Genomic DNA, 17,268 nt, shown 5'->3' with positions numbered 1-17,268 from the left:
GAGTTCCAAAGGAGGAGCTATGGGTATGAAATTTGCCAGAATTGGCGCCACTGTTGCTTTAGGAAGCATGGTGCTTAGCGGGTGTGGAGGAGCAGGTGGTGATTCATCTGGCACCTCTGGAGCATCTGGAGATAGTGGAAACACAGTTAACCTCAAGATGGTCGAATCTTTAACGAATCCAGCGAGAACGGCCTTGATTAAGGAATTGCTTGCTGACTTCGAAAAAGAGAATCCAAATATCAAAGTCGAATTGATTTCTCCTCCGACCGAGCAAGCTGATCAGAAAATTCAACAAATGCTGCAGGCTGGTACTGGTGTCGACGTCCTTGAAGTTAGGGACTTGACCGTTGGCCCCTTCTCCAATAATGGTTGGCTGCTGGACATGGCTGACCATATTAAGCAGTGGGATGGATACGAGAAGTTAACTGAGCAGGCTAAGAAATTCACGATCGATTCAGAGGGCCACTCATATTTGGTGCCGTATGGGTTCTACGGTCTGAGCTTGTTCTATAGGACAGATCTTGTAGAAGAGGCGGGATTCGATGGGCCGCCAGAGACTTGGGAAGAGCTCGTCGAACAAGCTGAAGCTATCCAAGACCCAACGCAAAATAGGTACGGTTATGCTTTCCGCGGTGGGTCAAATTCAGCAGGTCAGCTCATGTCTATTTTGGAGGCTTACAACGCGGATCATCTCGACGTTGAAAATGCTTACAAGGTGGATTCTGGTAAGACGATCTTCTCTACGCCGGAGTCTCAGGAGGCACTTGATAAATACATAGAGCTGTTCCACAAAGGCTCTCCTGACTCCTCTGTCTCTTGGGGCTTTTCTGAAATGGTGCAGGGATTCACTAACGGTTCCACCGCTTTCTTGTTACAGGATCCAGAGGTAATTGCGACGGTTCGTGAATCATCATTAACTGAAGATCAATGGGCTGTAGCGCCGAATCCTGTGGGCCCGACCGGCAAGGCTGCTTGGCCTATGGCTACTGCCGGATGGGGTGTGACGTCCTTCTCAGAGCATAGTGAAGAGGCTATGAAGCTGGTGACCTGGCTTGCTGGCGAAGAGCCATCCGTGAAGTTTGCGCAGGAAAATTCGCTTGTCCCTATTCAGACCTCCGCAGCTGAGGATGAATTCTTTAAGACGGGACCATGGGCTGCTTATGTCGAGATGACGAGTGCACCTGAGAAATGGATTTCTGTGACAGAACCTCGCGGCTCATCGTGGTGGACTGAATGGATGCAGCGTTCTGAAGCGGATTTGCAACAGGTCCTCATCGGTGAGATGACCACCGCAGATCTTCTAAAAGGCTGGGATACCTATTGGAGCAGTAAGTGGGCAGGGTAAAGCCGATCCAACAGCGGCAAAAGCGACAGGCTGGCAGTGCGGGAAAGCGCATCAATTCGAACAAGCAACAAATCTCAACTCGCAAAGTTTGGACCATAGCTGCCTTTTTACTGCCAGCCTGCGCTTTCGTCGCGCTCTTCACCTACTATCCACTCCTTCGTGGCGGTCAGATGGCGTTCCATCAGTGGGAGCTGTGGGACTTGACGCAAACGCCGTTTGTGGGACTGGATAACTTTAGGGCTCTCGTTAAGAATCCGCTCTTCTCAAAGACCATGCTCAACTCGCTGGTTTGGGTTGTCGCGTCGCTAGTACCGCAACTCGTAATCGGTTTCTTAATTGCGTTAGGCTTGAAGGAAAAATTCAGATTTCGTGGGCTATATCAGGCCCTCATCTTCTACCCGTGGGCAGTATCCGGCTTCCTTATTGGAATTCTTTTCCGCTGGATGTTTAACTCCGAATTCGGTGTCATCAATGATCTCCTCACGAAGGCCCACATCATTGACTCACCTGTGCCGTGGCTAGCGAATCCTCGATATGCAATGATCGCGGTTATTATCGCGAATATTTGGTACGGCGTTACTTTTTTCGCAATAATGATTCTGGCAGCATTGCAATCTGTTCCTAACGAACTCCTAGAGGCTGCAGCTCTTGACGGCGCGGGGAAATGGCGATCGCTTTTTCAGGTGGTAATTCCCACTATTCGATCAACCCTGTTTCTCACGATCCTATTGCGAGTCATCTGGATATTTAACTTCCCGGACATCATCTACGCCATGACTGGAGGCGGCCCTGCGAATCAGACACACATAGCCACCACGTGGATGATTCAATTTACGCAGCAGGGCAGCTACGGAATGGCGTCTGCTCTAGGTTTCATTATCGTTGCGATACTGACCGTCTTCACGGGAATCTATCTCGCGTTGTTGGGAAGGGGGGAGAAGTAGTGCTGACTCGAGAAACTTTCGCAGGAAAGGCAGTTAAAATCGTTGGCTTGGCTTTATGGCTGATCATCTCGCTATTTCCTCTTTACTGGATTCTCCTGACCTCGCTTAAGCCCGCGTCTCAAATCGGCGAGTATCCGGTACGATACTGGCCTCGAGAATTCTCAGTTGAGAACTACCTCAACCTGTTTAAGAACGTGCAATTTGGTCAGTATATGCTGAACTCCTTAATTGTTGCTTCTATGGCTGCATCCGTGGCGACGATCATTGCGATGCTGAGCGGATACGTCTTGAGCAGGTTTGAGTTTTCAGGAAAAGGCGCAATCCTTCTTGTCTTCCTCGTGACGCAAATGATTCCTGCCTTCATAGCCCTCGGGCCTTTGTATCAAATGCTGTCTGGATGGGGCTTGGTCGATACAAGATTCGGTCTAGTTCTCGTCTATATTGCGATGACTATTCCTTTTTCGTCGGTAATGCTGCGTGGCTTTTTTGACAATATTCCAGATTCTTTGGAAGAAGCGGCAATGGTTGATGGATTGACCAGAGCCGGGGCTCTATGGCGGGTGATTGTTCCTGTTATGCTCCCAGGCATCATAGCGACTTTTATTTTCAACTTCGTAAATACCTGGAACGAGCTCTTCCTGTCAGTTACCCTCATCAATACGGATTCAAAACGCACCATTCCTACTGCATTGAATGGCTTCATCTCGAATGTCAGTATCGAATGGGGGCCGATGTCAGCAGCTGCTGTGTTAACAATTCTTCCGACCATGATCCTTTTCGCTTTCGCTAGCAAGTGGATCATCGCGGGACTGACCCAGGGAGCAACGAAGGGGTGACCTCGGAGGGCTAATGAAGAGAGGTATCCGCTTCCCAAAAATCATCTGATTTGGGATGATGGTGCCGGATCGGAATGAAGGAGGCATCAGGTGCACCACATGACTGCTCAAACCTTGTACCCCTCAGGGACGGAAGGACACCCGTCGAAAATCGCGGTGATCGGGGCTGGAGCGGTTGGCACCGCAGTCGCCTATGCGTGCGCCATGAGGGGCGACGCCCGCACCATCGTCCTCCAGGACATCAACAAGAAGAAGGTCGAGGCTGAAGCGCTCGATATCGCTCACGGCATCCAGTTCACCCCATGCGGTGCCGTTGAAGGATCCGACGATGTGGAAATCGTGCGAGGATCCGACCTGGTGATTGTCACCGCCGGCGCGAAGCAGAAACCGGGACAAACCCGCCTTGAGCTGGCCGGCTCCACCGTCAACCTCATGAAAACCATTGTGCCGAACCTGCAGAACGTCGCACCGCACGCCCGCTTCATGTTCATCACGAACCCCGTTGACATCGTGACCTATGCGGCGCTGAAAATCATGGGTGTTCCACGCAACCAGGTCTTCGGCTCGGGCACCGTGCTGGACACATCGCGCCTGCGCTACTTGGTTTCGCGCGAAACCGGAGTGGCCACACAGAACATCCACGCCTACGTGACAGGCGAACATGGTGATTCAGAGGTGGCACTGTGGTCATCCGCTGAAATTGGAAACGTGCCGATCCGGCACTGGGGGCCCACCCTGAGCGGCAGGCTCTTCGACAGTGATCTGCGCAAGGAAATTGCGGAAGAAGTCACTCAATCGGCCTACAAGATCATCGAAGGTAAAGGCGCCACGAATTACGCGATTGGCCTGTCGGCAGCTAACATTGCCCGCGCGGTGCTGCGAGACGAAAACCGAGTTCTGACGATCTCCTCGCTGCTTGAAGACTGGGAAGGCATCTCAGATGTCTGCATGGCTGCACCCACCATCGTTGGGCGAATGGGTGCAGGACGGGTGCTGAACCCGCCGCTGACGCTGGCTGAGCGCGACGGTCTGACCGAATCAGCCCGACGCTTGCGTGCTGTTGCGCAAGAGCTCGGGTTCTGACCTACAGGCAGCGGATCACGGTGACGACGAGGCCGAGGATCGTTGCCTCGTCACCAGGGATCGGACTGTAGGACTCGTTTTTCGGCAGCAGCCACACATGACCGTCGGCGTGAGACAGAATCTTGACAGTTGCTTCACCATCGATCATCGCGGCAACCGTCTGCCCGTCAACAGCGGTGGGCTGAGAGCGTACCACGACATAGTCACCATCAAGGATCCCCGCATCAATCATTGACTCGCCGTTGACACGCAGCATGAACACGTTGCCTTGCCCCGTCAGTGAGGTGGGAAGCTCGAACGTGTCCTCAACATGCTGTTCTGCCGTGATAGGCGCGCCGGCAGCGATCTGCCCGACGAGGGGGACAGGAACTGTGTCCTGGTCAGCATGGCTGACCGGGATCTCGATTTCATGGACAGTGGCAGGTGCCTGATCCTGAGCATCGTGGGGATCGCGGGAATCTCCAAGACCCTGCTCCGTGAGTTCAATGCACCGCGCCTGGCCAGGAAGACGACGGATAAAACCAGCCTCCTCCAGTGCGTCAATATGATGCTTCACTGTCGAGGGGGAGGCCAGCCCCACGTTCTGTGCAATCTCACGCACCGAGGGAGGGTAACCGCGTTCGCGGATACTCTCACGAATCGTGTCGAGAATCTCACGCCTGCGACGGCTTAACGTCGCCTCATCCGTCTTCTTCGCCATCGATCCTCCCGTTTATGCAGGTCAATCAGTATTTGGAACGCAAATGCACATGGTCGTTGTTTCACTGTGTTTACAGGGTACCGAAGACTTAGGCAAATGTGAAACATTTGTTCGAGCAAGTCTTGTTGCCCTCATGAAATGATGATATCGTACAAGTGTTCGACGAACATTTGTACGACGATTGAAAGTGAGGGATTCTCATGAGCGCTGCGATTCTTGGAGCAGCTCGAACCGAACACTCCACAACGCGTCATGCTGCGAATCTGCATGTGGTGGACACCGGCGAACTCGCGACAGTTCGTGACATCTCCACTGCACCGTCTCTTCAACGCAAGCGTGCTCGCCTGCTGGAAGAAGACCCCGCCATTCGTCGTCATCCTGTTTTCGCGCGACATCGCGAGGCAGCCACGCCGCGGCTCACTCTTCGCTCTGTGGTGTGCACACTGAGCACATTGGCTGCCGCCACGACACTGAGCGTGGGTGCCGGTCTGTATTTCCAGCCAGACGACTACTCGGGGCCGACCGTGGCGCATTCGGTGACGAATGGAGAGTCAGTGTGGAGCCTTGCTCAAGCCGTGGATACTTCCCGCCCGCTCGAGCAGGTTGTTGTCGACATTGAGCGCCTCAATGACATTGACGGTCCCCTTCAGGTGGGGCAGCGTCTGCAAATCCCAGCAGAGTAGGATTGCGAGCCTGTTGTCACTGTGTCTCGTGTTGCAAATGAGGTGTGAAAACTCGTAGCGTTGAGCTAACACTAGATGGAGGCTCGCGTGCACTGCCCCTTTTGCCATAATCCTGACTCACGTGTCGTAGACACCAGGATCGCTGATGACGGAGCGTCAATTCGACGCCGCCGCGAATGCACTGTGTGCAAGAAGCGCTTCACCACGATTGAAACCTCCTCATTCCAGGTCGTCAAAAACTCAGGAGCAGTTGAGCCTTTCTCCCGAAACAAGGTTATCGCCGGCGTGCGTAAAGCATGCCAGGGAAGGCCAGTTACAGATCACGACCTCGCATTGCTCGCTCAACAAGTAGAAGAGCATCTGCGATCCAGTGGCGTCTCGAACGTCTCGTCAGAAGAAGTGGGCAAAGCAATTCTGCCGTTCCTGTCTCAACTCGATGAGATCGCATTCCTGCGGTTCGCATCTGTCTACCGCTCGTATAACTCGCTCGAAGACTTCGAAGATGCGATTGCGCAACTGCGCCTGCAGCGCCAGGAAAATGACGATGCTGACAAGACGGCCGATGACAAGGAAGCAACGGTGTCTACCCTCGGCAACACCCGCGACAGTGCGGCTGGGGTACCGCAGCACACTGGAGTGCACAAGCAGCACGCCCGAAAGCCTCGCAAGAAGCAGATCAGAGAAGAAGAGCCCACACTGCTCGACTCCTAATCGCCAGCGTGGGCTCCTACAACCGACTCCTACAACCGAGCGGCCTACTTGTCGCTGCGGCTCGAATCCTGATCGCGGTGCGAATCTCCCTGCCGTTTATCACGCAGACGCTCCACTGCAGCAGACACGGCAGACTGAGCCTGGTCGACAACCTCCTGGGCCTGCTGCGCAAGGTCAGCGGCACGCGACTGCATCGACAAAATATCCTCACGCACCCTGCGGCGCATCACCTTGCCGATCTGAGAGCGCGGCAACTCATTGAGGACAACGAGCTGGCGTGGCAGCGCATAGTGCGACAGTGACTTTTCAGCCCAGGTGCGAATGTCATCCAACGTGACAGAGGCGCCCGCCTCCAGCACAATCGCTGCAGCAACCGACTCGCCTGACTTCTTGTCAGGCAATCCCACCACGGCAACATCGCGAACACCTGGCATTGAGCGCACCGCATCTTCAACCTGGCTCGGGAACACCTTGAAGCCCGACGAATTGATCATCTCCTTGCGGCGGTCGGCCATCGTGATGAAACCGTCATCAAGGACCACCAGATCGCCCGTGCGCAGCCACCCGTCAATCAGTGTCTGTTCGGTTTCATCCTCACGGTTCCAATACCCGGCAAACACCTGGGGACCTTTGACGATCAATTCACCGACCTGACCGTCGGGAACATCCTCGTCAATGTTGTCAGGATTGACAATTCGCACCTCGGTGGACGGGAAGGGCAGACCCAGCGTGCCGGGGCGGCGCGCGGGGGAAAGCGGCGAACCCAAGATAATCGGGCTTGCTTCCGTCATGCCGTAGCCCTCCACGATCAGGCCCCTGCTGGTTTCTTCCCAGCGGGCCGCAAGCTCACCATCCAGCGGCATCGCGCCCGAGATCGCAAATCGGACTGACGTGAGATCGGAATCAAGTTCTTCTGCCGCATCCAGGATGCGCTCATACATCGGCGGAACGCCGACGAAGAAGGTACACGGCAAACGCTTTTGTGCAGTCAGCAACATCGCGGTGTCGAACTTTGGGAAAAGCGCCAACGTTGCGCCCAGGCGGATACCTGCCATAAACGAAACACCGAAGCCAAAGGCGTGGAAGAGGGGGAGCACGCAGTACACAACCTCAGAGCCCTCGTGCAGATCTGGAACCCAGGCAATATCCTGCGCCACATTCGCCATGATGTTGCGGTGCGTAATCGTCGCAGCTTTCGGAGTGCCTGTCGTGCCGCCTGTATGCAGCAACAGCGCAGCATCGTCGGGGCGAGCAGGACTGTCACCGGACATCGGCTCGGCATGCTCAACCAACTTGTCCCACGAGGGTACATAGGCGGGAACTGGAGCGGAGATCTCCTGACGTTTTTCCCGCGCAGCCTTAACCGGCAAGCTCAGCAGGAAACGCGTCACCTTCGGCATGGCGTGCGTCAAATCCATTGCGAAAACCCTGCCGGTTCCGCGCAGAAAAGCCAGCTTGTCCACCACTTTTTCCCACGCGATAGCGACGCGCGCACCATGACGGTCAAAAGATTCGTGAATTTCGCGCTCAGGTGCCAGCGGATTGTGCTCCACCACAACAGCACCCACGTACAGCGCTGCGTACACCGCCACAATGTGCTGTGGGCAGTTCGGCATCAGAATTGCCACGCGATCGCCTGGCCGCACACCGGCTCTCTTCAGCACCGTCGCACCCTGCCGAGCCTGCTTCACCAACTCCTGATAAGTAGTCGGGCGTGAGAAGAAATCTAGCGCCACGCGGTTCGGATAACGCGAAGCGACATCCTCAAGAACGTCGGTTATGCGGTGGTCCTTGATGTCAACAGAGTAAGGAATGCCAGGGGCGTACCCAGCCTGAAGCTGGTGCATCAGTGTCATTGTTCCTCCTGGATCGTGCCACTAGAATTTACCTACCCTACGGTAGCGTAGGTTGGAAGGCCAGGAGAAACGCGTATCACACTACAAACTGGTCACGGTCAGACGAATCGTATCGTCCATCGACTCAATGGCATGAAGAGCCTCACGCGGCAATTCCGAAGAAATGTCGGTCAGGGCGTAGCCCACAAACCCCTGCGTCGACAGAATCTGGCCGTCAATGTTGGCCCCGGACTCAGCAAATGTCTGGTTGATCAAAGCCAAAACGCCGGGCGTATTGCGGTGAATGAGTGCAATCCGGTAACGCGACTGTGCCGAAGCCGCAAGCTGCAGATTCGGCAGATTCACACTCATATCCGTCGATCCTGTCGTCAGATAATCGCACAGCTTTGTTGACACAAAGTGTCCGATGTCCAGCTGAGCCTCTTCGGTGGAGCCACCCACGTGCGGCGTCAAAATCACGTTATCCATCCCCACCAGCGGCGAGGAGAACGGCTGGCCATTCTTCTTCGGCTCCTGCGGGAACACGTCGATAGCGGCGCCCGCCAGATGACGAGACAACAAGTGTGAGCGCAGCGCGTCAATATCCACCACGAACCCGCGCGACAGGTTGATGAAAACCGCCCCGCTCTTCATCATGTCGAATTCTTTTTCGCCAAACAGATTCCGGTTCTGCGGTGCGCCGTCAACATGGATCGACACAATATCCGCCTCACGCAACACCGATTCCATCGTCGGCATCTGCGTGGCGTTGCCCAGGGCGAGTCGCTCCGCAATGTCGTAAAAAATAACGTTCAGCCCCATCGCCTCGGCCAGCACTGACAACTGCGTGCCGATGTTGCCGTAGCCGATAATGCCGAGGGTGCGTCCGCGCACCTCGTGCGATCCGTCCGAACTCTTCTCCCACACGCCGCGGTGCAGACGCGAGTTCTTGACCGTGACACGACGCGTCAAGTCAATGATCAAACCGATCGCCAGTTCCACAACCGAACGGGTGTTGGAATACGGAGCGTTGAACACGGCGATACCGTGCTTGGTGGCCGTGGAAAGATCAATCTGGTTCGTCCCAATACAGAAAGCACCAATTGCTTGAAGCTGAGGGTTCGCTTCAATGGCACGCTGTGTGACACGGGTCTTGGACCGCACACCCACCATGTCAAAACCGTGAAGCGCCTCAATCAACTCATTTTCGTCCAGGGCACCGCTGACGCGTTCAACCTCGACATTGTGATCTGCGAAGATTTGATCAGCGTCAGCGTGAGGATTTTCAAGCAAGAGAACACGAGTCATAAGCTCATATTCTCACAAAGGTGACCTGAAAGTCAGTTCTGTTCAAGTCCGGACAGAACCTGTCCGCTGGAGACGATATGCAGACGCTGAGTGGATCGCGTCAGCGCCACAAAAAGATCACCCGGCCCGTCGCCCAGAATCTCAGAAGGCTCCACCACGATAACTGAGTCAAACTCCAGCCCCTTCGCAGCCGTCGCACTCAGCACTGCGACCCGCTCACTGAGAGTGGTGTGCCCATCTGTGTCAGCGTTCCACTGGTCGGCGCGCTCCGATCCCATGATGATGGCCAGGCGCCCTCGTCCAATCCCAACCGTGTGGTCAAGTACGGACAATTCTCGCCGAATCGCCTCACGCGTCGGCTCCCACATGTCGTCTGTTTCAGGTGACGAGGGTGGCTGGTGCTCCTGCGCGAGATGCGTGAGCTCATAGGCATCGGTCACATCACGCACAGCCTGAAGCTCACCGGACATGGGTTCGCCTACCGCCGCCATAACGCGCTGAGCACGGTCAATGAGCTGGCGAGGCGTGCGATACGAGATCGTCAGCACATACTCCTCGCTCAAGGCGCGCGCAGCTGGCCCAAGAGCCTCGTGCCACGTGGACGGGCGATCATGTCCGCGACGCTGATCCAGATCACCGACGACAGTAAACGAGCGGGACGGGCAGCGGCGCAACAGAGCGCGCCACGCCATAGGGGAGAGCTCCTGAGCCTCATCCACGACGATATGCCCATATGTCCACGACCGGTCGCGTCGCGCACGCTCAGCCAGTGACGAATGAGATTCCCCTTCACGTGTCGCATCAGCCAGCATCTGAGCCGTAACGATACCGTCGCCCAGGTTTTGGCGCTCAATGGCTTCGCGCGCATATGCCAGACGCTCGGCGCGCTCATTATTCTCACGTTCACGCAGGGCCGAGGATGTCCCCAGCAGCTCCGCACACTCATCAAGCAGAGGAATATCACTGACTGTCAGCGGGGAACCTTTCGGGCGCCGAAGCCCAGCAATCTCATCGAAAGTGAGGCGATTGGGAACCGAAGCGTTGAGCTGTTCCAGATAGCCCGGGCGAGCAAAAATCCTCTCCAGCAACGTGAGTGGAGAAGTCGGCATCCACGCCAGGTTGATGGCGCGACGAGCATCCACCGAATCACGGATCTCCTGACGCCACATCTCCACGTCGTTGCCGTCCACGTCATGCACCCCTTCGCGCGAACGGCGATCACGTTCATCGGCAGCCAGTCGGCGCGCCAGAACATCCATGAGCTCCAGCGCAAAACCGTCACGCGCCTCATTATGGGGCTTGCCCGTGCGGCGGGCGTGAGCATGTGCAGCGCGGATATCCTCTACGGTCAGCGTGACGGTGCGTGACCACACGCGCAGCTCCTGATCAGCGTCAGGTACGCGCTGCAGCCCCTTGACTGCGCGGCGAATAATCGACTGCCACACCGCCTTGCCTTTGATGCGTGCCACGCGCTCGCTGTCGTGGGCCTGTGCATGGAATCCGGGCAGCAGGTCACCCATCGTCACGGACACGACGCCTGTTTCACCTAGAGACGGCAATACCTGCTCGATGTAGCGCAGGAAAACGTGGGAGGGGCCGATCAGGAGGACACCGGAATGCTGGAGCCTGTCACGCTGTGTGTACAGCAGGTAGGCGGCGCGATGCAGCGCAACAGCGGTCTTCCCGGTTCCCGGACCACCCTGAACGATGACCAGGCCGGAATCTTCTGAGCGGATCACGCTGTCCTGCTCGGCCTGAATGGTCGACACAATGTCGGTCATGTGGCCCTGACGGGCTTCGCTCAGTGCGGACATGAGTGCGCCTTCGCCCTGGAGCGTCATATTCCGTTTGTTTGCGGCCTCCTGATCCAGTGCTTCATCTTCGATTGCGGTGACGCGGCGGGCTCGGGTGGTCAGGTGGCGCCGCCGGATTACACCTTGTGGATCAATGGCCGTCGCCTGGTAAAAGGGTCGCGAAGCGGGGGCGCGCCAGTCAATCAGCATGGGTTCGCCCTCGGCAGTTGAGATGCCGATGCGACCCACATAGTGAGTGAGGTCATCTTCCATGTCGATCCGGCCGAACACCAGGCGGTCCTCCACCTGATCGAGGCGCTCACGCAGGTCAGAAAAGTGTGCTGAGAGCACGTCACGTTCTGTGAATCCCTGAGCGTTGCCGACACCATGCTGGCGGTGGGCGCGTTCCTGCGCCAGACGGTACTCATCCTTCAACTGGTCAAGTCGGTGGTACGTCGCATCAACGACAGCCTGCTCATGAGCAATCTCGGGGTCCTGTGAGCCTGCGTCGACGGGTTCGAACATGCATCCTCCTGGCTAACTGACGGCATACTATTGTGCCCTATCTGGAGGACTTCGGCATATACAGCGAGATAGAAATTTCACCTTGTAGCTCAAAGCTCGCCTGAGGGCACGGATTTGGGTACCGTGGTAGTAGCGACACAGCTGAAAGGAGGCAGCGATGGCTGACAATACGCTTGATCAGTTCCTGGACGACCAGGAAGCGTACGACGACGGCCCCGCCAAAGGCGCGCGTGCCCCCATTTTGCTGACACACTTTGACGGTGCGATGGATGCGGGAACCGCCGGCCACCTCGCAATCGAGCAACTGTTGCACACGCTGGACACCCAACGCGTGGCCACGTTTGAGTCGGACATGTTCATCGACTACCGCTCACACCGCCCTGTGATGAATATTGACGACTGGGTGACAACCTCTCTTGAAGTGCCTGAAATTGCACTTGACCTGGTCTACGACGATGCGGGAGTGCCGCTGCTGGTTCTCCACGGGCCTGAACCCGACGCGAAGTGGGAAACGTTCGTCCGAGCCGTGTCCCACCTTGCCGAGCAGGCAGGCGTGGAGATCTCGTTCTCGCTGCACGGCATCCCTTCCGGTGTGCCGCATACCCGGCCCACACCTGTTCATATGCACGCCACAGACGGCTCCTTGTTGCCTGAGCAGCCACAGATGTCGGGAACGATGCGCTTTCCGGCACCCATGACGTCATTCCTGCAGTCCCACCTGGCCAGTCAGGGCATTGACGGTGTCACCATGCTGGCGGCAGTGCCGTATTACATGTCTGACACGCAGTACCCGCGTGCCGCTTCAGCGCTGTTGACCTCGCTGTCGGACTACGCTGACCTGTCTCTTCCGGTTGGCGACCTGGAGCGCGGTGCCAGCGAGGAGATTGACCAGGTAACTCAGCTCATTGAGGCCAACGAGGAAGTCTCGCGTACCATCGCCGCCCTCGAAAAGCACTATGACGCGCTGGCGACCGCGTCGAACAGCACGGAAACCTTCCGGCTGCCTGACTCGGAAAGCTCCGCAATGTCGGCGGAGGACATTACCGAGACCATCGAGGAGTTCCTGCGTACCCGCTCACAGCGTTCAGCCGAGGCTGACGCGACCAGCGCGAACACCGACGAGGCAACGCAGGGTGACGAGGAGGATCAGGTCACCATTGATGATGTCCTCGACCGCCTCGAAGAAGGTTCCTTCCACGCGCGTCCTGCTCGTGGCGCCGAAAGCGAATCATCGGCGCGCCCATCACAGGGCCAGCGCGAAACTGTCGAGGATGTTCTGCGACGCCTGCGTGACCGCGGCAATGACAGTGAGGCAACCGAACGTAACCAGACCCTGCGCCACCGTGCCGATCCGACATGGGGACCCCCTCAGCAGCCATCCGATGACTAGGCGGGCACTTCTCGTCTGGACGAGCGCCATGTTCGCCTACGTGCTGGCCGTTGCTGCACGTACATCCCTGGGCGTTGCCGGTATTGAAGCGATGGATCGTTTCGCCATGCCCGCATCCGTGTTGGCTGCGTTCTCCTCCGTGCAGCTGTTCGTCTACGCTGCGATGCAGATCCCATCGGGACTTGCGCTGGATCGGTGGGGGCCGCGACGCGTTCTCATGGTCGGCGCAGCCCTCGTGTCCATCGCCCACATTGCCATGGCGTGCGCGACGAACCTGCCGCTGGCATTTGCTGCCCGCATTCTGCTGGGAGTGGGTGACGCGACGGCCTTTATTTCTGTGCTGCGCCTGGTACCGAGCTGGTTCACCCCATTTCGCGTACCGCTGATGACTCAGCTCACCGCAATTGTCGGACTGCTCGGCCAGGTGGTGTCAGCCGTTCCCTTCCTGTGGGCGCTGCGCGCCTTCGGCTGGACTCCAGCCTTTTGCATCCTGGCGGGTCTTGGATTTTCGGCAACCCTCCTCATCGGATTGGCTGTTGCGGACAAACCCGGAGCGAAACGTGAGCGTTCAGATCAGCAGGGGGAGCACGCACTGACTACCATTAAGTTCGTCATGCGTGACCCGTCGACATGGCTCGGGTTCTTTGCCCACTGGACAGGCGGAATGCCCGGCATGACGTTCACACTCTTGTGGGGCGTTCCGTTCATGACTCTCGGCATGGGACTGAGCCCCGCTGTCGCCTCAGCGGTGCTCGTAGCATTCACCTGCGTCAATATTGCGATCGGTCCAGTTGTCGGTCAGCTGACCGCGTTACGACCCGGTGGCAGAGTTCTGGGCGTGTTGGCCGCGGCCGCTGCCTCCACCTTCGCATGGGTCATCGTGCTGGCTCGCGTGCAGCCTGTCGGTGCCTGGGCAGCATTCTTGCTGGGAATCGTGCTTCCCGTCAGCGGCGTCGCTTCAACAATTGCATTCGACTTTGTGCGCCGCTCTTCACCCGAACACCGCCTGGGTACGGCAACCGGAACGGTCAATATGGGCGGCTTCGTTGCCACGATCGTGACAGTGCAGGTCATCGGCGTCGTCCTTGACCTGTTGAACCCGACACGCGAATACGGGTGGAGCGAGTTCCGCGTGGCGATGTCCATCCAGGCCATCACACTGCTCATCGGGGTGATCGGTGTGATCGTGAATGCGCGGCGTGCTCACGTACGCATCATTCGCCCTGTGGATCTTCCATAGGCCGAGCCCCCGCAATCCACTGGTTTAACGACTTACCTGCCATGATGCGCGCTGGAAGTGCGAGCTTGCGCAGCAGCCGGTCCAACTGGGCAACATCCAGCGGCGCAAAGTGAGGCGACTGGTCGCGGACCGTCTTCCGTCCGGCCACCATGACATTGCCCCACCTGCCTGAACGCGCCACCTTCGGGTCCGCAACGGCGACAACTTCGCCGAACGCCTCGCTGATTGCAGCAACGTCAGGGCGCCCGTTTGCCTTCCCACCGTGCGGCACGTTGGCCACGTACAGTCCACCCGGTACGAGGGCATCCCATGCTGATCGAGCCGCCTGAAGCGTCATCAACTGGCGGGGCACGCTCTGATCGGAAAAAGCGTCACGTACGATGACGTCCCACCGCTCAGGGCGTGTCGAATCGAGGACCTGGCGCCCTTCGCCCACACGTATCTTGAGTTGAGGCGAGCGCGGCAGATCAAACAGGTCACGCACGGTGTGCGCCAGATCTTCATCGATTTCAACGACGCAATGGCGCGACTGTGGACGCTTGATGCTCCATGCCCATGCCAGAGCGCAGCCGGCTCCGCCGATATGGAGGACACGCACCGGCTCAGGTGATGGTGCAAGCGCTTCGAGGGCGGCATCCATATGCTGCATGTATTCAAATTCGAGCACCTCAGGATGGTCGACATCGACACTGGAGGACTCCGCACCGTTGACGAACACTGTCGCATGGGAACCATCCCACGTCACCCGTGCCGAGCCAGTGGAGATCGCAAATTCGTGAGCGTCGCGTGAAGACATACCCGTTACTGTAACGCCCCTAAGATAGTGATGAGGGGAGGAGCCATGTCGAACGCGCCGCGCGACAAGCGCGCCAAACGCAACTGGGGCGATGACGATTCAGCCACCCCGATCATCCACGTGGATATGGACTCCTTCTTTGCTTCGGTTGAACTGCTGGAAAATCCGCAGCTGCGTGGCAGACCGCTGATCGTCGGCGGATCAGGAATGCGGGGCGTGGTCACATCCGCAACCTACGAAGCACGTGAATTCGGAGTGCGTGCCGGTATGCCGATGGCGCGGGCGCGCGCACTGTGCCCCAGTGCGCAGGTGGTCTCCGGACGCCGGGAAATATACAGCGCATACTCGACGCGCGTGATGGCGATCCTCGCTCAGATCACGCCACTGGTTGAGCAGGTCAGTATTGACGAGGCCTTCCTGGACGTCGCCGGCGCCAGGCGCCGGCTCGGGTCACCCACCACGATCGGACATCTCATCCGCAGGCGAATCCGGGAGGAGGTCGGCCTGCCGGCCTCAGTCGGGATCGCCTCCACGAAATCCGTTGCAAAGATCGCGTCATCACACGCCAAGCCGGACGGACTGCTGCTGATACCTGAGGATCAGACGGTGGCATTTCTGCACAGTTTGCCAGTGGGCGTGTTGTGGGGCGTGGGAGGTCGAACGCTGGATGTGCTGCAGCAGGAAGGCGTTGAACGTGTCGCCCAGTTGGCGCAGATGCCGATGACACGGTTGACGAAGCTGTTGGGAGTGGCCAGTGCGCACCACTTGCACGACCTGGCGTGGGGCATCGACCGCAGGCGCGTGCATGTGGAACGCGAAGAAAAATCGGTCGGAACCGAAACAACCTTTGAGACGAACGTGACCAGTCGGCGTGACCTTGAGCAGTTCATCGTGCGAGCCGCCCACAAGTGCGCTCGTCGACTGCGAGCAGGCGGACAGGTGGCGTGGACGGTTACGATGAAGATGCGCGATGCCTCATTCCGCACGATCACACGATCCGCCACACTGGTGGCGCCTACCGATGAAGGCCGCGTCATTGCCCGCGCTGCCCACGACCTGTTTGCAGCCGAAGTGATGCCGAGCGGGGGAGTCAGACTCATGGGCGTGCGAGCCGAAAATCTGCAGCTGCGCCGGGACGGCGTGGCGATCCTGATGGACAATGACGGGCGCTCGCGGGCTGTGGAGGAAGCGATGGATCACGCCAGTGAGCGTTTCGGTGACGGAGCATTGCGACCAGCTTCTTTGCTGGGCACTAGCGTCAAAAAAGACGATGTGTCGCCTGCAGATCGTGGCCCGAATGGTCTTAGGGAACCTTAGACCGTTACACTGGATCCGTAACGTCCACAGCCGAAGGAGGTGCGCGATGGCCCTGTCCGACTATGAAAAAGAAATACTCGAACAAATGGAGAGCCAGCTGCGTGAGGACGATCCGGAACTCGCCTCGACCATGTCGGCTCGCACCTCGCGATCCTCACGTGCACGTTCCTCGTACGACACTTCCGCTGATTCCCCTCGGCGCTCCAAACTCTCCCCGCGCAACATGATCCTCGGCGCTTTCTTCGCTGTCATCGGCATGTGTGTGGTGCTCGGTGGTGTGACGCTCGGTTACGGCATATGGTCGATCCTTCTGGGAGTGCTCGGATTCTGCATCATGGTCGCCGGTATTCTCTTCGCGTTGCATACGCGCCCGGTGGATCCCGCCTCGTCGAAGAAGTCTGGCACGAAGCCGTCCAGTGGACGTTGGACGGATTTCGTTGCGAATCAAAATCGCCGCTGGGACGAACGCGGCCGCGACTAGTCACTGCACACTCGCCGTTCCTTCGTTCTCCATTCTTGCCGCCGCTCATTCTTTTGTGCCCTCATCGACGAGGGTGACTGACGTGAGTTGGCGCTGGCTGCCCACTGATATCACCGCGCCGCGAATGTCGTGGACGTCCACCACTGTGCACCACTGCGTGTGCTGACCCCTCATCGATGAGGGAATACCCCTGCGAAATCTGCAGCCTCGACCCTGATATGCCTCGATGTGGCACATATTCATGCCCGTCACCACCCGGCGTTGAGAATTTTCCCTCCACC

The 17,268-nt window shown here is 57.8% G+C and carries 15 protein-coding genes; 10 read left to right on the top strand and 5 right to left on the bottom strand.

The annotated features are described in order from the left end of the window. The first annotated feature begins 19 nt into the window (after positions 1-19). The 4 genes from HMPREF2975_RS04050 (at position 20) to HMPREF2975_RS04035 (ending at position 4,208) form a co-directional block, all read left to right on the top strand. Positions 20-1,345 carry an ABC transporter substrate-binding protein gene (locus HMPREF2975_RS04050; protein WP_070725918.1) on the top strand — a complete coding sequence of 442 codons (1,326 nt, stop codon included), beginning with the start codon at positions 20-22 and terminating at the stop codon, positions 1,343-1,345. Continuing rightward, on the top strand, positions 1,333-2,289 hold the full coding sequence (locus HMPREF2975_RS04045; protein WP_227469206.1) for a carbohydrate ABC transporter permease: 957 nt from the start codon (positions 1,333-1,335) through the stop codon (positions 2,287-2,289). Before HMPREF2975_RS04050 ends, HMPREF2975_RS04045 begins: the two co-directional genes overlap by 13 nt. After that, complete coding sequence (locus HMPREF2975_RS04040) at positions 2,289-3,125, top strand: carbohydrate ABC transporter permease (RefSeq protein WP_070725916.1); 837 nt, start codon at positions 2,289-2,291, stop codon at positions 3,123-3,125. Before HMPREF2975_RS04045 ends, HMPREF2975_RS04040 begins: the two co-directional genes overlap by 1 nt. A gap of 99 nt (positions 3,126-3,224) precedes the next feature. Continuing rightward, complete coding sequence (locus HMPREF2975_RS04035; RefSeq protein WP_058236451.1) at positions 3,225-4,208, top strand: L-lactate dehydrogenase; 984 nt, start codon at positions 3,225-3,227, stop codon at positions 4,206-4,208. 1 nt (position 4,209) lies between these two features. Here HMPREF2975_RS04035 and lexA read toward each other — a convergent pair whose 3' ends face one another. Then, positions 4,210-4,908: a transcriptional repressor LexA gene (gene lexA, locus HMPREF2975_RS04030; RefSeq protein WP_070725913.1), complete on the bottom strand. Its 699-nt coding sequence runs from the start codon at positions 4,906-4,908 to the stop codon at positions 4,210-4,212. A 200-nt stretch (positions 4,909-5,108) separates the two neighbouring features. On the opposite strand from lexA, the gene HMPREF2975_RS12230 reads away from it, so the two are divergent. Both HMPREF2975_RS12230 and nrdR read left to right on the top strand, forming a co-directional pair. Then, positions 5,109-5,591 (top strand): LysM peptidoglycan-binding domain-containing protein, encoded by a 483-nt coding sequence (locus HMPREF2975_RS12230; protein WP_070725911.1) that lies wholly within the window; start codon positions 5,109-5,111, stop codon positions 5,589-5,591. Positions 5,592-5,678: 87 nt separating this feature from the next. After that, complete coding sequence (gene nrdR, locus HMPREF2975_RS04020) at positions 5,679-6,302, top strand: transcriptional regulator NrdR (RefSeq protein WP_083314394.1); 624 nt, start codon at positions 5,679-5,681, stop codon at positions 6,300-6,302. Positions 6,303-6,346: 44 nt separating this feature from the next. On the opposite strand, the gene HMPREF2975_RS04015 is transcribed toward nrdR, so the two are convergent. The 3 genes from HMPREF2975_RS04015 to HMPREF2975_RS04005 all read right to left on the bottom strand — a co-directional run bounded on the left by HMPREF2975_RS04015 (position 6,347) and on the right by HMPREF2975_RS04005 (position 11,763). Further along, positions 6,347-8,158 carry an AMP-binding protein gene (locus tag HMPREF2975_RS04015; RefSeq protein ID WP_070725909.1) on the bottom strand — a complete coding sequence of 604 codons (1,812 nt, stop codon included), beginning with the start codon at positions 8,156-8,158 and terminating at the stop codon, positions 6,347-6,349. An 81-nt stretch (positions 8,159-8,239) separates the two neighbouring features. Continuing rightward, positions 8,240-9,445 (bottom strand): phosphoglycerate dehydrogenase, encoded by a 1,206-nt coding sequence (gene serA / locus HMPREF2975_RS04010; RefSeq protein ID WP_070725907.1) that lies wholly within the window; start codon positions 9,443-9,445, stop codon positions 8,240-8,242. Between the two features lie 32 nt (positions 9,446-9,477). Continuing rightward, positions 9,478-11,763: a HelD family protein gene (locus HMPREF2975_RS04005; RefSeq protein ID WP_070725906.1), complete on the bottom strand. Its 2,286-nt coding sequence runs from the start codon at positions 11,761-11,763 to the stop codon at positions 9,478-9,480. Between the two features lie 157 nt (positions 11,764-11,920). Between HMPREF2975_RS04005 and HMPREF2975_RS04000 the strand changes: the two genes are divergently transcribed. Both HMPREF2975_RS04000 and HMPREF2975_RS03995 read left to right on the top strand, forming a co-directional pair. Then, positions 11,921-13,153: a PAC2 family protein gene (locus HMPREF2975_RS04000; protein WP_070725905.1), complete on the top strand. Its 1,233-nt coding sequence runs from the start codon at positions 11,921-11,923 to the stop codon at positions 13,151-13,153. After that, on the top strand, positions 13,146-14,393 hold the full coding sequence (locus HMPREF2975_RS03995; RefSeq protein WP_070725904.1) for an MFS transporter: 1,248 nt from the start codon (positions 13,146-13,148) through the stop codon (positions 14,391-14,393). Before HMPREF2975_RS04000 ends, HMPREF2975_RS03995 begins: the two co-directional genes overlap by 8 nt. Here the strand turns inward: HMPREF2975_RS03995 and HMPREF2975_RS03990 are convergent. Further along, positions 14,368-15,189, bottom strand: a complete 822-nt coding sequence (locus HMPREF2975_RS03990; protein WP_070725902.1) for a spermidine synthase — start codon at positions 15,187-15,189, stop codon at positions 14,368-14,370. The two genes, HMPREF2975_RS03995 and HMPREF2975_RS03990, sit on opposite strands and share 26 nt — an antisense overlap. Before the next feature lie 45 nt (positions 15,190-15,234). Here HMPREF2975_RS03990 and dinB point away from each other — a divergent pair, with 45 nt between their 5' ends. Both dinB and HMPREF2975_RS03980 read left to right on the top strand, forming a co-directional pair. Then, positions 15,235-16,506 carry a DNA polymerase IV gene (dinB, locus tag HMPREF2975_RS03985; protein ID WP_070725900.1) on the top strand — a complete coding sequence of 424 codons (1,272 nt, stop codon included), beginning with the start codon at positions 15,235-15,237 and terminating at the stop codon, positions 16,504-16,506. Between the two features lie 46 nt (positions 16,507-16,552). Beyond that, complete coding sequence (locus HMPREF2975_RS03980; protein ID WP_058236460.1) at positions 16,553-16,987, top strand: DUF3040 domain-containing protein; 435 nt, start codon at positions 16,553-16,555, stop codon at positions 16,985-16,987. Positions 16,988-17,268: the final 281 nt, after the last annotated feature.

The organism is Actinomyces sp. HMSC065F12, from assembly GCF_001814535.1.
GTDB classification, from domain to species: Bacteria; Actinomycetota; Actinomycetes; order Actinomycetales; family Actinomycetaceae; genus Pauljensenia; species Pauljensenia radingae_A.
Note: the sequence above shows the minus strand (reverse complement) of the source record. Positions and strands in the feature narration are given on the sequence as shown.